Genomic DNA, 16887 nt, shown 5'->3' with positions numbered 1-16887 from the left:
ACTATGTCCGTCATGCGAAACATTTGTTACAATAGAAACAGATTATTGAAAAAAAGGAGTTACAGCATGACGGAAATTTGTTTAGTGCGACATGGACAAACTGATTGGAATTTTCAAGAGATTATTCAAGGGCGTGAAGACATTCCACTTAATGAAGTTGGGAAAAAGCAAGCCAGTCAAAGTGCAGCTGCATTAAAATTGGAAACGTGGGATGCAATTATTAGTAGTCCCTTAATTAGAGCGCAAGAAACAGCACAGGCAATTAGCGATGCTGTTGGAATACAGTCTATTCTTCTAGATGAGCGGTTTGTTGAACGGAATTTTGGAGAGGCTTCAGGAAAACCAGTTCCTGCAGTTAGAGAGCTTATTGCAGAGGGAAATGTAGAAGGTATGGAGACAGATGAAGAGATTGTAAAACGCTGCTTTGCTGCATTGCAAGACGTTGCACAAGTACATGTGGGTAAACGTGTTATTATTGTTGCACATTCACATGCGATAAAAGCAATGTTACACGCAATCTCACCTGATGAAATTACATTTAAAACGCCATTAAAAAATGCGTGTATTAGTTATGTAAAAGAAGAGAATGGAAGCTGGGACGTACTACGATATAATATTGCCGAGCATATTTGCGTATAAGAAATTATAATGGATGAGTATTTTCAGTAATAGAACTTTTAACTTTATATTCAAATTAGTAGTTCTGTTCTAAATGTGTTATGATGGATACTCGGAGGTGTCTCTCATGATTGTAGCGACGCTTGAAAGCGTAATGATATTAGACGAAGCAGAACAGCTTGCAAAAGCGATTGTCTGTTCCGATATAGCTAAGAGCTATCGTAAATGTTATAAGGCATTACAGGAAGATTTGGAGGCTCAAACATTAATTGGTCAATTTACAGTAATGAAAGAGCGATATGAAGAAGTGCAACGCTTTGGAAAATATCATCCTGATTATACTTTCGTTTCGAAAAACATGCGAGAGTTAAAACGTTCTGTAGACTTGCATGAAAAGATATCTGCTTTTAAAAAAGCGGAAAATACTTTGCAAAAACTATTAGATGAAGTCAGTGCAGCAATTGGTTCCGAAGTATCATCTGCGATTAAAGTTCCTACTGGAAATCCGTTTTTTGATGCAGGTGGCTGCGGAAGCGGGTGTGGCTCTGGTGGAAGTTGCGGTTGTAAAAAAACGGGGTGATGTGCCCCGTTTTTTAGAATATGGAAGAAAACGTATACAGAATTTGTTCTATAATTTCACAAATTTCTGATTGATTTTTATAAAATACAAGAATATGAGTATATAAAAGGAGAAGATGGAGAAGATTATGTTCGGGCAACGACAAAGTATGATTGTTTATTTACATTCATTGAAACATGCCAAAATTTTAAGGAAATATGGTAATATTCATTACATATCAAAGCGTTTGAAATATGCAGTTGTATATTGTGATGTAGAGCAAATAGAGCATATGATGCAAAAGCTAAATAAGCTTCCTTTTGTGAAAAAAATTGAGCAGTCATATCGCCCGTTTCTTAAAACGGAATTTGAAAATTCGCGTCCGGATCGTGCGAAAGAATACGACTATAGTTAAGGAGAATCCCCCCACTAATTTTAGTGGGGGGATTCTTTATTTTAATAAAAATACAATGGGTATAAATTGCTACTGCATTGGAGGAATGAAATGATTCATTCGTAAAATGCCGATAAGGTGATTAAAATATAATTCTTTTTCTGGGAAAGTTGTAGAAGGTTTTACAGTAAAAGAAACGACATTTTTTTCAATTTGTTCAGCTGTTTCTTCGAATAAAACAATTCGTTTGCTTTTTTTATTTTCAAGTATAGGAATCCCTTCGCGACATATATATAGCGGTTGGAAATCACCAACTGTTGTTGGTTTCAGAACAACAACTAGTGAGCATACTTTTTTATCATTTTTTAAGGTTTCGAATTGTAACATATGTGACACACGGTCTTTATTTGTTTTCGCAATCTCAAGTAATTCATATAAATCGGAGTAGCCTTCTCCTAGTTCAATAAAACGTTGAATCATATTATTTCCTCCTCTTTCTTTTACTGTATCATTTCATTTTTAAAATGAAAAGAACGCAAAGAAAAAAACCCTGCAAAGCAGGGCCCTTCTTATACTAGTATGTACTAGCAAGAAGGCAAAGGGAGAGGAGAAACCGGAGGAAGAACTTATGGGGAAACGTAAGTCTTCTCCGCGGTTGGCAACAACATCGAAGGTGATGTTGTTATATTTATTTATGTCCAATCTAAATGAAGATATACATAATGAATTTAAATTTTATCGTAGGCTTTTTATTTTGCTTTTTTTTATTTTATGATAGGATAAAAAAGATAAAGGGAAACTTGTATCAGTAGAAGAGATTTTACTCGCATATAGTGAGATGAATATACATATTGGATACTGGAAAGTGATCATACAATGATGGCTATTAAAAGAAATAAAGTGTTTTTTCTTTTAATAGGTAGCGGATTAGGTTATCCTTTAATGGGAAAATAGCCAGGAAATATTGGGATTTGATAGCGATTACCAAAGCGGATATGTGTTTGTAATAATCGCTCGATAGATTGAAATAAAGGTAGTGACAGCGAATGAGAGTAGTTTCAGGAAAATGTAAAGGGCATCCACTTAAGGCTGTACCAGGTAATACAACGCGACCAACAACAGATAAAGTAAAAGAAGCCATTTTTAATATGATTGGTCCTTATTTCGAGGGAGGAGTTGCTCTCGATTTATTTGGAGGTAGCGGAGGACTTGGGATTGAAGCACTTAGCAGAGGGATTGACAAAGCTATTTTTGTTGATCGAGATAATAAAGCGGTGAAGGTAATTCATCAAAATTTAGAAAGCTGCAGAGTACATGATCAAGCTGAAGTGTATAGAAATGATGCAGAGCGCGCTTTGAAGGCGCTAATTAAGCGTGAATTATCATTTGATCTCATACTGTTAGATCCACCATACAAAGATCAAAAAATCATTTCGTTAATTAGTGTTATGGACCAACATGGAGTATTGAACGAAGATGGATTGATTATGGCAGAACATGGGGATGATATAGTCTTACCTGAGACGATAGGTAGACTTGTAAAGGTAAGAGCAGAAAATTATGGTATTACGGCGATTTCGATTTATAAGTATGAAGGTGAGGAGACCGAATGACAAGTATAGCAATTTCTTCAGGAAGTTTTGATCCAATAACTCTTGGACATTTGGATATTATTAAAAGGGGCGCAAAGGTGTTTGATGAAGTATATGTTGTTGTTTTAAATAATTCTTCTAAGAAACCGTTTTTTTCAGTAGAAGAGCGTCTAGAGCTAATTCGAGAAGCAACAAAAGATATTCCAAACGTAAAAGTTGATTCGCATAGCGGACTGTTAGTTGAGTATGCAAAAATGCGTAATGCAAACGCGATTTTACGTGGTTTACGTGCGGTTTCTGATTTTGAATATGAAATGCAAATTACATCAATGAATCGTAAGTTAGATGAAAACATTGAAACATTTTTTATTATGACAAATAATCAATATTCATTTTTAAGTTCGAGCATTGTGAAGGAAGTGGCTCGTTATGGTGGGAATGTAGCTGGTCTTGTTCCTTCTGTTGTAGAGCGCGCTTTAAAAGAAAAGTTTCAAACCCCGTTAAGATGAACGGGGTTTTTCTTTATTTATTATGCGTAAGAATAATAAAATAACATATAGATATAAACAAAATAGTGTAAAAGTAGGGCCGTAGTGAAGCAATATATCCCAAGCCTTTGTAAGAATAGAAGACTGATTTGATAAGAAAACCGGAATATCTTGTTGATTTGGTGAAAAAGAATGTAATTTTTCGTAAAGTGGTACCCAAAATATAAAGGTGTATATTGGGGCGAGAATACTTTGGATAATTCTTGCAAAGAAATAAGGCTTAAAGCGAATATCAGTTTCGGCTAAAATGCTTGCCACTTGAGCTTGGATAGAAAGGCCGCTAAATGCGAGGATAAAGCTTGTGACCATTGCTTGTTCAAGAATTGTAGTATGATTGGTTTGGCTAATCATTTGGCTACCCAGTGTCATTTCGAAAAGCCCTGACAAGATGGGGATGCTAAAGTGTGGCGATAGTTGGCAGAATGTTAAAATATGTTGCATAATAAGAGCTAGTGCTGTTGTGATTTGGAAGACGGTAATCATTTTATTTAAAACGGAGAATAAAATAATAAATCCGCCAATCATGAGTAAAGTTTGAATAGAGGAAATAATAGCATCACCAAGTAGTTTTCCAATCGGTCTGTTCTCTTGCAAACGTGTCTCATGGAGGATTGAAAAAGCGTGCTGTAAGGGACGTTTTTGAATGGATTGTTTTTCCTTTATGTAAGTATTGTTGTTGCCGTAAAAACGCATAAGTAAACCGACAGTAAAGTTGCTAACGTAATGTGCAGTAGCTAATATAAAACCTAATTTTGGATTGTTAAAAAAGCCAATAGAAACAGCTCCAAAAATAAATAGTGGATTAGAAGAGTTGGTAAATGATACGAGCCGTTCTGCTTCTATTTGAGTTAGCTGGTTACTTTGCCTTAGTCTGGCACTTAATTTGGCGCCTGCAGGAAAGCCAGAAGCCATCCCCATTGCCCAAACAAAGCCTCCAATACCAGGTACACGGAAGAGTGGGCGCATAAGCGGTTCTAATATAACACCGATAAACTTTACAACACCTATACTAATTAAAAGCTCCGCAACGATAAAAAAAGGTAATAGCGAAGGAAAGACAACTTCCCACCATATATTTAATCCGCGAATAGAAGCTTGCAAAGCGGCTTGGGGGTGAAGTACGAGAGAAAATGTTAGAAATATCATCGTTATGGTGAGAAAAGCTGTTTTCCATTTTTCATACATTTTAACGTAGCCCCCCTTTGTCCCAAAAACGTTCACTTCAGTATACGTGGATACATGGTGAGTTTAGACCATAAGTATGAAAAAGAGGACAAAAAAATTTTAAGGGTGAGAGAAATGAAGGAACCGAAAATAGGTTTAGCTCTTGGATCTGGAGGTGCGAAAGGTTTTGCGCATGTCGGTGTGATTAAAGTGTTACGAGAGGCGAATATCCCCATCCATATGATTGCCGGAAGTAGTATGGGGGCATTGATTGGTACATTTTATGCAGCGGGTTGCAACGTAGAGAGGCTATATCGAATGGCTACATTATTTAAACGAAAATACTATTTGGATTTTACTGTACCCAAAATGGGCTTTATTTCTGGAAAGCGTGTAAAAGATATGATTAAAATGTTTACATATAATAAAAAATTAGAAGAGTTAGATATCCCAACTGCAGTTGTGGCCACTGACATTTTAAAGGGGGAAAAAGTTGTATTTACAAGCGGTTCTATTGCTGATGCGGTCAGAGCAAGTATTTCTGTGCCAGGAGTGTTTGTACCTGAGAAAATAGATGGTCGTTTATTAGTGGACGGTGGGGTAATTGATCGTATTCCTGTATCTGTCGTAAAAGAGCTAGGTGCGGATATTGTGATTGCTGTAGATGTATCGCCTATTAAGGTGAACGGAGAAATTACATCCATTTATGATGTTATCATGCAGAGCATTGAAATTATGCAGCATGAACTTGTTGTCAATCGGCAAATTGCTTCGGATTTAATGATGCGTCCGGCAGTAGAACAATTTAGTTCTCGTGCTTTTACCAATATTGAAGACATTATTCGAGTTGGAGAAGAAGAGGCGGAGAAGCATATTCAGAAAATTTACTTATTAGTTGAGCAGTGGAAGGAGAAAAATAATGTTTAAGCGTTTTCGGTTTATATATGCAATTTTAATTGGAGTTATATTGGCGATGTTACTTGTCTACGTACGCCTTCCATATTATGTAACAAAGCCAGGTATGGCTGCGAAATTAGAACCATATGTACAAGTTGATGGTGGAAAGAAAGAATCAGGTGATTTTATGCTTGTGACAGTTTCAATGGGGCCAGCGAATGTTGTAAACTTAATAGCTGCCCAATTTAATAAATATAATCACATTTCTAAAGCAGAGGAAATTTTGCAAAAAGGTGAGAGTGATGAGGAATACCAATTCCGCCAAGCGTATGCAATGAAAGATTCACAAAATGCAGCGATTTATAATGCATATAAACGTGCGAATCGTCCGGTTTCTTTTCAAAATAAAGGAGTATTAGTTGCTGGGATTGCAAAGAATATGTCCGCTGAAGGAAAATTAAAACTGGGAGATGTAATTGTCGCTGCTGACGGTCAGCCTTTTGAAACGATAGACCAATTTACTGCGCACATGGCAGGGAAAAAAGAAGGGGAAGTAGTACATATTGAATATGTTCGAGATGGAAAACGTTTTGAGGAAAAGTTAACATTAAAACAAATTCCTGATGGTAAGGGGCGTGTGGGAATCGGAGTTTCTATTGTCACTGAAAGAGAATTAGTCGTAGATCCAAAAGTGAAAATCGACTCGCACGAAATTGGTGGGCCCTCGGCGGGATTAATGTTTACATTAGAAATTTATAATCAATTAGTTGAAAAAGACATGACAAAAGGCCATGAAATTGCTGGGACAGGAACAATTAATGAAAAGGGAGAAATCGGTCCTATAGGTGGTATTCAGCAAAAGGTTGTAGCAGCTAGTGATGCGGGTGCAGAAATATTCTTTGCTCCAAATGAAAAAGGGGCATCGAAATCGAATTATAAAGAAGCACTTGAAGCAGCAAAAGATATTAAGACGAAGATGAAAATTGTACCAGTAGATACATTGGATGATGCATTAACATACTTGGAAAAAATGTCAGAAAAAAAGTAAGCCTCTCGCAAGAGAGGTTTACTTTTTTATAAAAAGGTATTTATTGTTTCATCATACCGAATAGGATGTTGCGTTACATCTTTTTGTATACATTTTGTACGTAGCGGTTCTTGTAGCACTGAAAAATAAACAGCGTTTGCTTTTCGCTCTATATCTAGAACAGGATGCTTGAATGTCTTTGTGTGAGTAAGAAGAGGGAGTCCTAGACTTTTTTTATGTTTCGAAACATAAGTTTGTCCTTTTTGTGACATACCAAGTAAACGTATATATGGTGAATATTGCTCTGTATGCGCCTTCTCCATTTCTTCTTTTGTTGTATTCGTTAAAATATGTGTACACGCTCGTTGTAATCTAGTCCATGTATAACGTTTTGTTTTTAACGCTTCCATGAAAGTAAGAAATGAAGAGCTATTATGTATTTTTGATAAAATACGATGCTCCAATCCTTCCTCTATCTCATATATATGTTGTAGCTCCTTGGAAGACATTGTCAAAAGTTTGTATTTAAAAAATGGGAAATACTTCTCCCAACAATGTAGCATGTGATAGGTTTGGTTATAGCTTTCTAAAAAAGATGCAGTAAAATTTGGTACAAAGGGATAAATGGTTGTGAATGAATCATTTTCACTAAATAATTGTTTGCGAATGCTGGTGGCACTTGCAATATGGTTATCTTGAAAGGTTTCGTCATGATAATGAGATGCGAATCTTTCAATGGTATGTGCATGAATTGAACTTTTCTGGGAAAGAATTGCTTCAATGTAATGTAAGCCTAATATATTATTTGGCTGTGACATATCAACAGTATTGCTGTCCGATAAGATATGTAAGAAGGCTTGAGAAGTTGCTTTTGCATAGCTGTTTCCATTATCCATAAATTGCTGTACAAGTTGATTGAAAGTATCATTTTCTTTTTGGCGTAACGAAATGGTGTTATAGAAATTTTGAACTTTTCCATCCTCACTGCCAAAACAAATTTCAGAAACGCCAAGCGCATCTAAAATAGAAATAGCTCCGCTAGCAAATGTTTCGGCCTTTTGTGTTGCGAATGCATAAGGGAGTTCAACAACAAGATCTACGCCCCCAGCTAGAGCCATTTTGGTTCGCTGCCATTTTGATACGAGAGCTGGTTCACCGCGCTGTAAAAATGGTCCACTCATGACAGCGATTGTAATGTCGCACTGTGTTAACTTTTTTGTTTGTTGCACATGATAAGCATGACCGTTATGAAAGGGGTTATATTCCACAATAATACCACTAGCCTTTATGATAATCTCTCCTTTCGATGTAGCATCTTTTCTGAAAACATGATAATCTATATATTATTTCCTATAATGACTTCATTATAGTGTAAAGAAAAAACATTGACAAATATAAAATGGCTAGCTATAATTTTGTTTGTTGCCTTGAGGTGATATGATATGAAATGGTCCATCCATCAATTAAACAAATTGAGACATAAAGGATTGACATTGGATGAGATGGTAGATGTAAGTGAGCTAAAAGAAGTCGAGAAAGAAATTCGTAAAATTAGTCCTGTTCATGTAACAGGTAGAGTTGATTTTGGCTCTAGTAAGTTTACGTTTCATCTACATATAACTGGAAGCATGGTGTTACCATGTTCTCGCTCTTTAGTAGATGTAACATTACCATTTGACATTAAAACAACTGAGGTGTTCCAAACTTCAGCAGAAGAGTATGAAACGGAAGCGGAAATCCATTACTTAGAAGGAGAAGTACTTGACTTACTCCCTATAATCAAGGAAAATATACTTTTGGAGATTCCAATGCAAATTTTCAGTGATGATGTTTCCGGTGGAGCACCGACGCAAGGTCAAGACTGGCAAGTGATTTCGGAAGAAAGCAAAGAAAAGCCTGTTGATCCAAGATTGGCAGGACTTGCGAAGTTTTTTGACAAATAATCGGAAGACTGGTTCAGGCCTTCATATGAAAATAACTATTTCTTTTAAGGAGGTGGGAAGAATGGCTGTACCTTTTAGAAGAACTTCTAAAACAGTAAAAAGAAAGCGTCGTACGCATTTCAAATTATCAGTACCTGGTATGGTAGAGTGCCCAAGCTGTGGTGAAGCGAAATTAGCTCACCGTGTATGTAAAGCATGCGGTACTTACAAAGGTAAAGAAGTAATCAGCAAGTAATTGCGGAAATAAACGTAGAAGAATATCTTCTACGTTTATTTTTTTTGTCTTAACTTTACATGTAGGTATTCTATCTTTTCTAGTAACTGCATATGCTTAATAAAAAATGCATAAGGAGGACTAGAGGAATGGCGACAACAAGACAAGATGCATGGACTGATGATGAAGATTTACTTCTGGCAGAAGTGGTACTCCGGCATATTCGTGAAGGTGGAACGCAACTTTCCGCATTTAAAGAGGTAGGAAGGCATTTATCTCGTACACCTGCAGCATGTGGATTTAGATGGAATTCTTACGTTAGAAAGCAATATAAGGAACGTATTGAAGAGGCCAAACAAATTCGTAAGGCAGAAAGTTATGAAGTAAGGCAACCGAAAGTAGTGGAGCTTTCTCCTGTATCGATTACGTTAGATGATGTTATTACCTTTTTACAAAAATATAAAGATGAAAAAGAGGTAAAAGAATTACATCAAAAAATTGAATTGCTACAAAAGGAAAAGGAATGGCTTCTTCAGCGTTTATCTGTATATGAAGAAGAGTATCGTACTTTGCTTGATTATATTGATCGAAAAAGAAGTGTGATGGTGTTAGAGACAAAAGAAAGAGATACGATTCATGAGCATGAAACATTAGAAAAGTTGAAAAAATAAAAACAGCTGATAACAGCTGTTTTTATTTATGCAGATTCTTCGTTTGTAACCGCATTCAAATTAGTTTCTGGATGCCAAATATAAAATTCGCCATCAGCCGTTGATACTTGCTCGAAATTTTGTTTATCCCAAAACGCAGCAGAGTGTATACGGGCTGTTGTTTTGATTGGAAATTGTAGTTGTTTTGCATAGTTAACAAGCATTTGACCAAAACCTTGTTTTTGAAAGTTTGGTAACACCTCAAGTTTTGAAAGTTCTACGTAAGGTCCAGTAATCTCAGGGTTGGACTCACCGTGTCTCCTCATGTACAAACTCATACGTGCGATAAGGGATCCGCCGTAATAAATGCCGTAAAAGGGAGATTCGCTATCATTTTCAATAATATTTGCTTGTAATTCTTCAAACATGGAGAGTTCTTGGGCACCACAGCCCTTAAATTTTTTAAATTCGTCTAACGTTTTATAATTGATGAGCAAGCGCTCAACTTTTGGGAATGTCATTACATCACATCCTCTTCTCAGTTTGTAAAATAAAGAAAAGTATAAATATTTTCAATAATATTATAACTCATTTTTTCGTTTTTATGAAGAAAATAGAGTATTTCTTTCGGTATTTTTTTGAAGTGTTTGCTACACTAGTCATAGGAAGGGGATTTATACATATTTATGAAATGTACTTTCGATTGTTGAAATATAAATTAAGATATAATCAATGTTAGGACAAGTATAGAGAGGGGGAAATCAGAAGGCTTCTAGTTGATGGTAGGATATAATTTATTTTGGTACCGGTTAGGAGCTTCTGAAGGATAGAGATGAAAATTGGGATTGTTGGTCCGGGAGCGATTGGTCTGCTTTTTGCATTTTATTTAAAAAAGAACAAACGGGATGTTACATTATTTACAAGAACGGTAGAACAAGCTGAAAAGTTAGTTCAGGAGGGAATAAAATGTATTCGTAAGGGAGAAATGGAAACGGTATTTATAAATGCTATGCCCTTAGAGAATATTGTAGATGAACAAATGGACTATCTGTTCATTGCTGTAAAACAATATCATCTAGTGAATATTCTTCCTTTTATAAAAGAACAAAGACGGATTATCTTTTTGCAAAATGGGATGTCTCATTTGCATATCTTGCAAGAAATAAAATGTGAAAATATAGCAGTGGGAATTGTAGAGCATGGAGCAAAAAAAGAAAATAAATATACAGTGAATCATACAGGAGTAGGAGTTACAAAATTTGGGGTGGTAAATGGAGAGTTGTCTCAATTTGATTCACTATTAGATTGTTTTTCTCCAAAATATTTTTCGGTGCAAGTCGAAGAAGATTGGAAACAGACGATGTATTATAAACTTGTAATAAATGTATGCATTAATCCGCTAACAGCTTTATTTGGTATACAAAACGGAGTGTTGCTGTCGAACCCTTATTTTTATAGAGTCATGGAGCAAATATTTCAGGAGGTCGTGTTTCTTGTAGGGGAGGAAAGAAAAGAAGATTTGTGGCTATTGGTTTGTCGTGTATGTGAAACCACAGCCAGTAATACATCATCTATGTTAGCTGATATAAGAGCGGGCCGGGAAACGGAAATTGACGCTATTATTGGTTATGTGATGGAGGAAGCACGGAAACAGCAAAAACAAGTTCCAGTACTGCAATTTGTATACAATTCCATAAAGGGATTAGAAGTATAAGAGATATTCTTTGCTTTTACATGAAACATTGACTACAATTTGGATTGGTGAGAGAACAGGATAGGAAAGGAAGAATTATATGGAGATAAAAGAGATCTCTGTTCCACTACAAGGTGTTGTGGCGGACTATATGAAGGGTAAGAAAGAAGCGCAGGCATACTTTGATTATCCGTTGACAGAAGAAGGATTCGGGCAACGTCTGCATGATTTGCGTAATAAGAAATTTTTCCGTCAAGATTTAGTGGCACATTTATTAGAGTATAATACTAATTTACATGCTGGAGAGCATACTCTTCAGAATATAAAGGCGCTAGCGGATGAAAATACATATGTTGTTGTTGGAGGACAGCAAGCGGGACTATTAACAGGACCTCTTTATACAGTGCATAAAATTATTTCGATTTTACAGCTTGCAAAAGAAAAAGAGGCGAGTTTAGGAGTACGTGTCGTTCCTGTTTTTTGGATTGCTGGTGAAGATCATGATATCGATGAAATTAATCATGTGTTTGTAACGAAAAATAAAAAAATAAAAAAGACGATTTTTCATGATCGTCTTCTAAAAAAAGCGAGTGCATCTGAGTCTGAGCTTTCAAAAGAAGATTGTAGAAAGTGGATTGAAGAAATTTTTAAAACATATCCAGAAACGAATTTTACAAAGGACGTATTACAGTTTGTTGAAGATGCCTTGCAGAATTCGCGTACTTATGTGGATTTCTTTGCGCATCTTATTATGAAATTATTTGTAGATTCAGGCTTGATTCTTGTTGATTCACATCATCCAGCGTTAAGAAAATTGGAAGTCTCTTTTTTTAAACAAATATTAAGTCGATATCAAGAAGTGCAAATGAGTCTTCATAAACAACAGCAATTAATAAGAGAACAAGGATATAAACCGATTATTGAAACAAAATCAAATGCGGTACACATATTTATGCAAATTGATGAAGAACGTGTGTTGTTAGAAGAAGAGAATGGGCAATTTGTTGGGAAAGATGGTGCTTATTCATTTTCGTATGAAGAATTGATAGCGGAAATGGAAAGAAGTCCGGAACGATTTAGTAATAATGTTGTAACGAGACCACTTATGCAAGAATATATATTTCCGACATTAGCATTTATTGGAGGGCCTGGTGAAATTGCTTACTGGAGTGAATTGCAACGAGTATTTCATGTGTTCGGATTTCAGGTACCTCCGGTTATTCCAAGGCTCACAATTAGTTATGTGGAACGTGATATTTCAACAGATTTACACGATTTGCAATTACAAGAGAGTGATCTGTTTGTAAAGAGTATAGATATGTTACGTGAAGAGTGGCTTTCTAATCAAATAGAAGAGCCGATTGGTGAACGATTTATAGAAGCGACAGAGAAAATGATCGATATTCATACTTCTTTACGACAGTTTGTAACAAAAATAGACCCAGGAATGCAGAAATTTGCTGAGAAAAATGAGCGGAAAATTAAAGAGCAAATTGAATTGTTAGAAAGAATGTTAAAGCGGAATGTTGAGAAAAAAAATGAAGTAGAGCTGAATAAATTCAGGCGTGTACAATACGCTCTCCGTCCGTTAGGCGCACCGCAGGAGCGTGTATGGAATATATGTTATTATTTAAATCAGTTTGGATTAGATTTTGTTGAACGGGTAACGAAACAATCGTACTCTTGGGACGGGAAACATCATATTATAAAACTATAAAATCTTGCTCTTAGGAGCAGGATTTTATTTTTGATTTGTGGAATTAAATGTAAAGTAAAAAACTGAATTATCAAACTATATAAACAAGAGTGTGATATGGAGAACAAAACGCATGTATATGACAAAATAGAACAAAATGTAAACGCATTATTGTGTTTTTCGACATGTTTTTATTTAATTTCCCGCAAAAGATGATAAAATTTAGTATATAATAAAGTGAAACTGCGATTAGTGGACATTAGATTTCCACTAACGCCAAGTTGGATGTGACATGTTTTCATAGCGTTAATTTCCCAACATATTGTGTATGGTATTAAAAGGGAACAAGTGAGACATTCAACGTAATTATTTTGCAAAAAGTAGGTGCAACAATGTTTAAACACGTAACAGTTCTTTTAAAAGAAACAGTAGATGGTTTGGATATAAAGCCAGGTGGTACATATGTAGATTGTACGCTAGGTGGTGGAGGACATAGTTCCTATTTATTATCCCAACTAACGGAAGGGGGAAAATTAATTGCATTTGACCAAGATGAAGTTGCGATTCAAAATGCGAAAGAAAAATTTTCTTCTTATGGTAATCAATTTATAACAGTGAAGAGTAATTTCCGCTATTTGTCAGAAAAACTTCATGAACTAGGAATAACAGAAGTAGATGGAATTTTATTTGATTTAGGTGTTTCATCCCCACAATTAGATACACCAGAACGTGGCTTTAGTTATCATCATGATGCACCCTTAGATATGAGGATGGATCAAGATGCCTCATTAACAGCATATGATGTTGTGAACAACTGGTCATATGAACAACTCGTAAGAATCTTTTTCCAATATGGTGAAGAAAAATTTTCAAAGCAGATTGCAAGGAAAATTGAAGCGTATCGTGAGAATAAGGCGATTGAAACGACAGCAGAGTTAGTGGAGTTAATTAAAGAAGGAATTCCTGCTCCAGCTCGTAGAACGGGAGGACACCCTGCAAAACGAGTATTTCAAGCGATTCGTATTGCTGTAAATGATGAATTGAAAGTATTCGAGGAAGCGTTGGAATCTGCAATTGAAATGGTCAAGCCGGGTGGAAGAATAAGTGTTATTACGTTCCACTCATTAGAAGATCGTATTTGTAAAACAACATTTAAACGAAATAGTACAACGCCACAGCTTCCGCCAGGCTTACCAATTATTCCTGATGAGTTTAAGCCAAAACTAAAGCTTGTCACAAGAAAACCAATCTTACCTTCTGATGAAGAGTTAGAAGAGAATAATCGAGCGCGTTCTGCGAAGTTACGGATCGCTGAAAAACGATAAAAAGGAGAGAGAGGTATGACAAATTTAGCTGTAAAGTATAAACAACAACAAGTACAAGAACAAGTACAAGTACAATCTCAAGCTCCGCAGCAAAAAGTACAACCAAAGGTGAAAACAAAAATTACAAGAATTGAGAAATTACTATATGTGGCTTTTGTTGGCTTTTTATTATATGCTTGCGTTGCTTTTATTGGAAATAAAGCGGGACTGTACCAAGTTGATGCGGAAGCAGCAAAAATAGAGAGTACAATTGTGAAACAACAAAAAGAAAATCAAGAATTACAAGCTGAAGTAGAAAAATTAAGTCGCTATGAGCGTATCGCAGAGATTGCAAAAAAACACGGGCTAGAAATTAATGCGAATAATGTGAAAGGTTTACATTAATATAGTAGGTGTGAAGAAAAATGAAGACGAATATGAACAAAATTCATACCAATAAAGGAGCAGGTTACTTTATGATATTTTTCCTCCTGCTCTTTTTGGTGTTGTTAGCCCGATTCTTTTATATTCAAGCAACAGGAACAGTACATGGTCAGGATTTAAAGAAACTTGCACAAGAAAAGCATAATAAAAATGGTGTACTTGAAGCGAATCGTGGAACGATTTATGATCAAAATGGACATGTGTTAGCGCAAGATGCGAACTCATACAAGATTGTTGCGCAGCTGAAAGGTGAAAAACCTGTAAAAGATAAAGAGGATGCTGCAAAAAAAATTGCAGGTGTACTTGGGTCAGGTGAAGAAGAAATTTTAGACGCTTTAAACAAAGATAAGAGTCAGGTGGAGTTCGGAACGCTAGGAAAGAACTTGACGAAAGAGAAGAAAGAACAAATAGAAAGTCTTAATATACAAGGTATTTCATTTGTTACAGAAAAAGCTAGGGTGTATCCAAATGGAGATTTTGCATCTTATGTGTTAGGTTTTGCAAAACCTGATGATAAAGGAATTGCAGAGGGGAAATTCGGATTAGAAAAGAGCTTAGATAAGTACTTGCGCGCCTCGAACGGGAGTGTAGCATATACAGGAGATCGTAATGGGGTTTCCCTTGATGGAGGAAAACAAAATGTAAAGCCGCCGAAAAATGGGGAAAATGTGTATTTAACAATTGATCAACGTATTCAAGGCTTTTTAGAGGATGCCATGAAAGCGGCTGAGCAGCATTATGAACCTTCTATGCTAATTGGAGTGGTTGCGGATCCGAAAACCGGAAAAATACTTGGGATGTCTAGTCGGCCTAGTTATGATCCGAATAAGCGTAATATTGAATACTATTTAAATGATCCAATCGCAAATGCATATGAGCCGGGATCTACTATGAAAATTTTCACATTAGCTGCGGCGATTAATGAAGGGGTATATAACGGTCAAGAATATTACCAATCAGGTACATATCCAGTTGGGAATCGTAAAATAAAAGATCATAACGGTGGTGCTGGTTGGGGATCTATTACATTCGATGAAGGTGTTGAGCGTTCCTCTAACGTTGCATTTGCTATTTTAGGGGATCAAAAACTTGGTCCAGATCGTTTCCGTCAATATATTCACAAATTTGGATTGGATGAAAAAACGCATATTGATTTACCTGGTGAAGGAGAAAATACGATTATATTTGATCAGCAAATTCAACAGGTAACAACGGCCTTTGGACAAGGGTCTACTGTAACGCCGATACAGCTTGTACAAGCTGCGACTGCAATTGCAAATGATGGGAAAATGATGAAACCTTATGCAATTGATCGAATTGTAGACCCAATAACAAATAAAGTGGATTTACAGCATAAACCAGAAGAAGTAGGACAACCAGTTACAAAAGAAACAGCAGCACAAGTAAGGCAATTATTAGAACGTGTTGTTACATCACCAAAAGGAACAGGGAATGCGTATAAAATCGATGGATACTCTGTTGGTGGTAAAACAGGAACAGCACAAATTCCGGATGGAAAAGGTGGATATATGACTGGAAGAGAAAATTATATTTTCTCATTCCTTGGTATGGCACCAATGGACGACCCACAGTTAATTGTTTACTTTGCAATAAAGCAACCGAAATTAAAAGATAATGAATACGGAGCACAACCTCTTGCAGAAATGTTTAAATCTGTAACGAAAAATAGCTTAGAGTATTTGAAAATTAAACCGAATGAAGTAAAAGATTCGAAGAAATATGTGAAAGAACAGCAGACGGTTGTTCCAGATGTAACTGGGAAAACAATGGAAGAGGCAAAGGCAGTGTTAGAAAAAGCCAAATTCCGACCGATTATACTAGGTGAAGGAAAAGTAAAACAACAGGTACCAAAAGCAACTGAAAAAACATTGAAGGGCGATCGGGTCTTCTTAGTAGGAGATAAGCCGTTGATGCCGAATGTACAAGGATGGGCACTTCGTGATGTAATGAATTTAGCGAAAACGTTAAATCTTAATTTGAAACCATCTGGTACAGGATATGTGACAGAACAAAGTGTGGCGGAAGGAACGCCGTTACAAGCAGGTACGGAATTAGCTGTAACACTGGTACCACCGCTTGAACCACAACAAGAGGCAGAAAAACCATAATGTTTTAGGTGCAAG

Annotated in this window: 19 protein-coding genes; 15 read left to right on the top strand and 4 right to left on the bottom strand. The window is 36.1% G+C overall.

What is annotated here, in order from left to right; genetic code table 11:
- The first annotated feature begins 66 nt into the window (after window positions 1-66).
- From QRY57_RS19440 to QRY57_RS19430, 3 genes are all read left to right on the top strand, one after another.
- A complete protein-coding gene (locus QRY57_RS19440) occupies window positions 67-639 on the top strand; it encodes a histidine phosphatase family protein (protein ID WP_286015895.1) in 573 nt (190 codons plus the stop codon).
- A 106-nt stretch (window positions 640-745) separates the two neighbouring features.
- Entirely contained in the window at window positions 746-1198 is a 453-nt protein-coding gene (locus QRY57_RS19435) for a YlbF/YmcA family competence regulator (RefSeq protein WP_286015894.1), read from the top strand.
- Window positions 1199-1325: 127 nt separating this feature from the next.
- The gene (locus QRY57_RS19430) at window positions 1326-1592 is read left to right on the top strand and encodes a YlbG family protein (RefSeq protein ID WP_026590226.1); all 267 of its coding nucleotides are present in this window, start codon (window positions 1326-1328) and stop codon (window positions 1590-1592) included.
- A gap of 69 nt (window positions 1593-1661) precedes the next feature.
- On the opposite strand, the gene QRY57_RS19425 is transcribed toward QRY57_RS19430, so the two are convergent.
- Complete coding sequence (locus QRY57_RS19425) at window positions 1662-2051, bottom strand: DUF7147 family protein (protein ID WP_026590227.1); 390 nt, start codon at window positions 2049-2051, stop codon at window positions 1662-1664.
- Window positions 2052-2617: 566 nt separating this feature from the next.
- Between QRY57_RS19425 and rsmD the strand changes: the two genes are divergently transcribed.
- Both rsmD and coaD read left to right on the top strand, forming a co-directional pair.
- Complete coding sequence (gene rsmD / locus QRY57_RS19420) at window positions 2618-3184, top strand: 16S rRNA (guanine(966)-N(2))-methyltransferase RsmD (RefSeq protein WP_090687273.1); 567 nt, start codon at window positions 2618-2620, stop codon at window positions 3182-3184.
- Entirely contained in the window at window positions 3181-3672 is a 492-nt protein-coding gene (gene coaD, locus QRY57_RS19415) for a pantetheine-phosphate adenylyltransferase (RefSeq protein ID WP_026590229.1), read from the top strand. The genes rsmD and coaD overlap by 4 nt, the downstream gene beginning before the upstream one ends.
- On the opposite strand, the gene ylbJ is transcribed toward coaD, so the two are convergent.
- Entirely contained in the window at window positions 3664-4896 is a 1233-nt protein-coding gene (ylbJ, locus tag QRY57_RS19410) for a sporulation integral membrane protein YlbJ (RefSeq protein WP_090687271.1), read from the bottom strand. The two genes, coaD and ylbJ, sit on opposite strands and share 9 nt — an antisense overlap.
- A 114-nt stretch (window positions 4897-5010) precedes the next feature.
- Between ylbJ and QRY57_RS19405 the strand changes: the two genes are divergently transcribed.
- Both QRY57_RS19405 and QRY57_RS19400 read left to right on the top strand, forming a co-directional pair.
- A complete protein-coding gene (locus tag QRY57_RS19405) occupies window positions 5011-5802 on the top strand; it encodes a patatin-like phospholipase family protein (RefSeq protein ID WP_286015893.1) in 792 nt (263 codons plus the stop codon).
- A complete protein-coding gene (locus QRY57_RS19400; RefSeq protein ID WP_208017077.1) occupies window positions 5795-6820 on the top strand; it encodes a SepM family pheromone-processing serine protease in 1026 nt (341 codons plus the stop codon). The genes QRY57_RS19405 and QRY57_RS19400 overlap by 8 nt, the downstream gene beginning before the upstream one ends.
- A 26-nt stretch (window positions 6821-6846) precedes the next feature.
- Here the strand turns inward: QRY57_RS19400 and QRY57_RS19395 are convergent, their stop codons facing one another.
- On the bottom strand, window positions 6847-8088 hold the full coding sequence (locus tag QRY57_RS19395) for a nucleotidyltransferase (RefSeq protein ID WP_286017907.1): 1242 nt from the start codon (window positions 8086-8088) through the stop codon (window positions 6847-6849).
- 153 nt (window positions 8089-8241) lie between these two features.
- On the opposite strand from QRY57_RS19395, the gene QRY57_RS19390 reads away from it, so the two are divergent.
- The 3 genes from QRY57_RS19390 (at window position 8242) to QRY57_RS19380 (ending at window position 9627) form a co-directional block, all read left to right on the top strand.
- On the top strand, window positions 8242-8742 hold the full coding sequence (locus QRY57_RS19390; RefSeq protein ID WP_026590234.1) for a YceD family protein: 501 nt from the start codon (window positions 8242-8244) through the stop codon (window positions 8740-8742).
- Window positions 8743-8803: 61 nt separating this feature from the next.
- Window positions 8804-8977, top strand: coding sequence for a 50S ribosomal protein L32 (gene rpmF, locus QRY57_RS19385; RefSeq protein WP_001984764.1), 174 nt, complete (start codon window positions 8804-8806; stop codon window positions 8975-8977).
- Between the two features lie 128 nt (window positions 8978-9105).
- Complete coding sequence (locus tag QRY57_RS19380) at window positions 9106-9627, top strand: RsfA family transcriptional regulator (protein WP_026590235.1); 522 nt, start codon at window positions 9106-9108, stop codon at window positions 9625-9627.
- 26 nt (window positions 9628-9653) lie between these two features.
- On the opposite strand, the gene QRY57_RS19375 is transcribed toward QRY57_RS19380, so the two are convergent.
- Window positions 9654-10127, bottom strand: coding sequence for an N-acetyltransferase (locus tag QRY57_RS19375; RefSeq protein WP_286015892.1), 474 nt, complete (start codon window positions 10125-10127; stop codon window positions 9654-9656).
- A 305-nt stretch (window positions 10128-10432) separates the two neighbouring features.
- Between QRY57_RS19375 and QRY57_RS19370 the strand changes: the two genes are divergently transcribed.
- From QRY57_RS19370 to QRY57_RS19350, 5 genes are all read left to right on the top strand, one after another.
- Entirely contained in the window at window positions 10433-11320 is an 888-nt protein-coding gene (locus QRY57_RS19370) for a 2-dehydropantoate 2-reductase (RefSeq protein WP_286017906.1), read from the top strand.
- Between the two features lie 79 nt (window positions 11321-11399).
- The gene (gene bshC, locus QRY57_RS19365) at window positions 11400-13016 is read left to right on the top strand and encodes a bacillithiol biosynthesis cysteine-adding enzyme BshC (protein ID WP_286015891.1); all 1617 of its coding nucleotides are present in this window, start codon (window positions 11400-11402) and stop codon (window positions 13014-13016) included.
- A gap of 371 nt (window positions 13017-13387) precedes the next feature.
- Window positions 13388-14320 (top strand): 16S rRNA (cytosine(1402)-N(4))-methyltransferase RsmH, encoded by a 933-nt coding sequence (gene rsmH / locus QRY57_RS19360; protein ID WP_026590239.1) that lies wholly within the window; start codon window positions 13388-13390, stop codon window positions 14318-14320.
- 15 nt (window positions 14321-14335) lie between these two features.
- Window positions 14336-14704: a cell division protein FtsL gene (gene ftsL, locus QRY57_RS19355; protein ID WP_208017082.1), complete on the top strand. Its 369-nt coding sequence runs from the start codon at window positions 14336-14338 to the stop codon at window positions 14702-14704.
- A gap of 20 nt (window positions 14705-14724) precedes the next feature.
- Window positions 14725-16872: a PASTA domain-containing penicillin-binding protein gene (locus tag QRY57_RS19350; RefSeq protein WP_286015890.1), complete on the top strand. Its 2148-nt coding sequence runs from the start codon at window positions 14725-14727 to the stop codon at window positions 16870-16872.
- Window positions 16873-16887 lie beyond the last annotated feature (15 nt).

This window comes from Bacillus arachidis, from assembly GCF_030285945.1.
Lineage (GTDB): Bacteria > Bacillota > Bacilli > Bacillales > Bacillaceae_G > Bacillus_A > Bacillus_A arachidis.
This window is presented reverse-complemented; position numbering and strand designations above follow the sequence as displayed.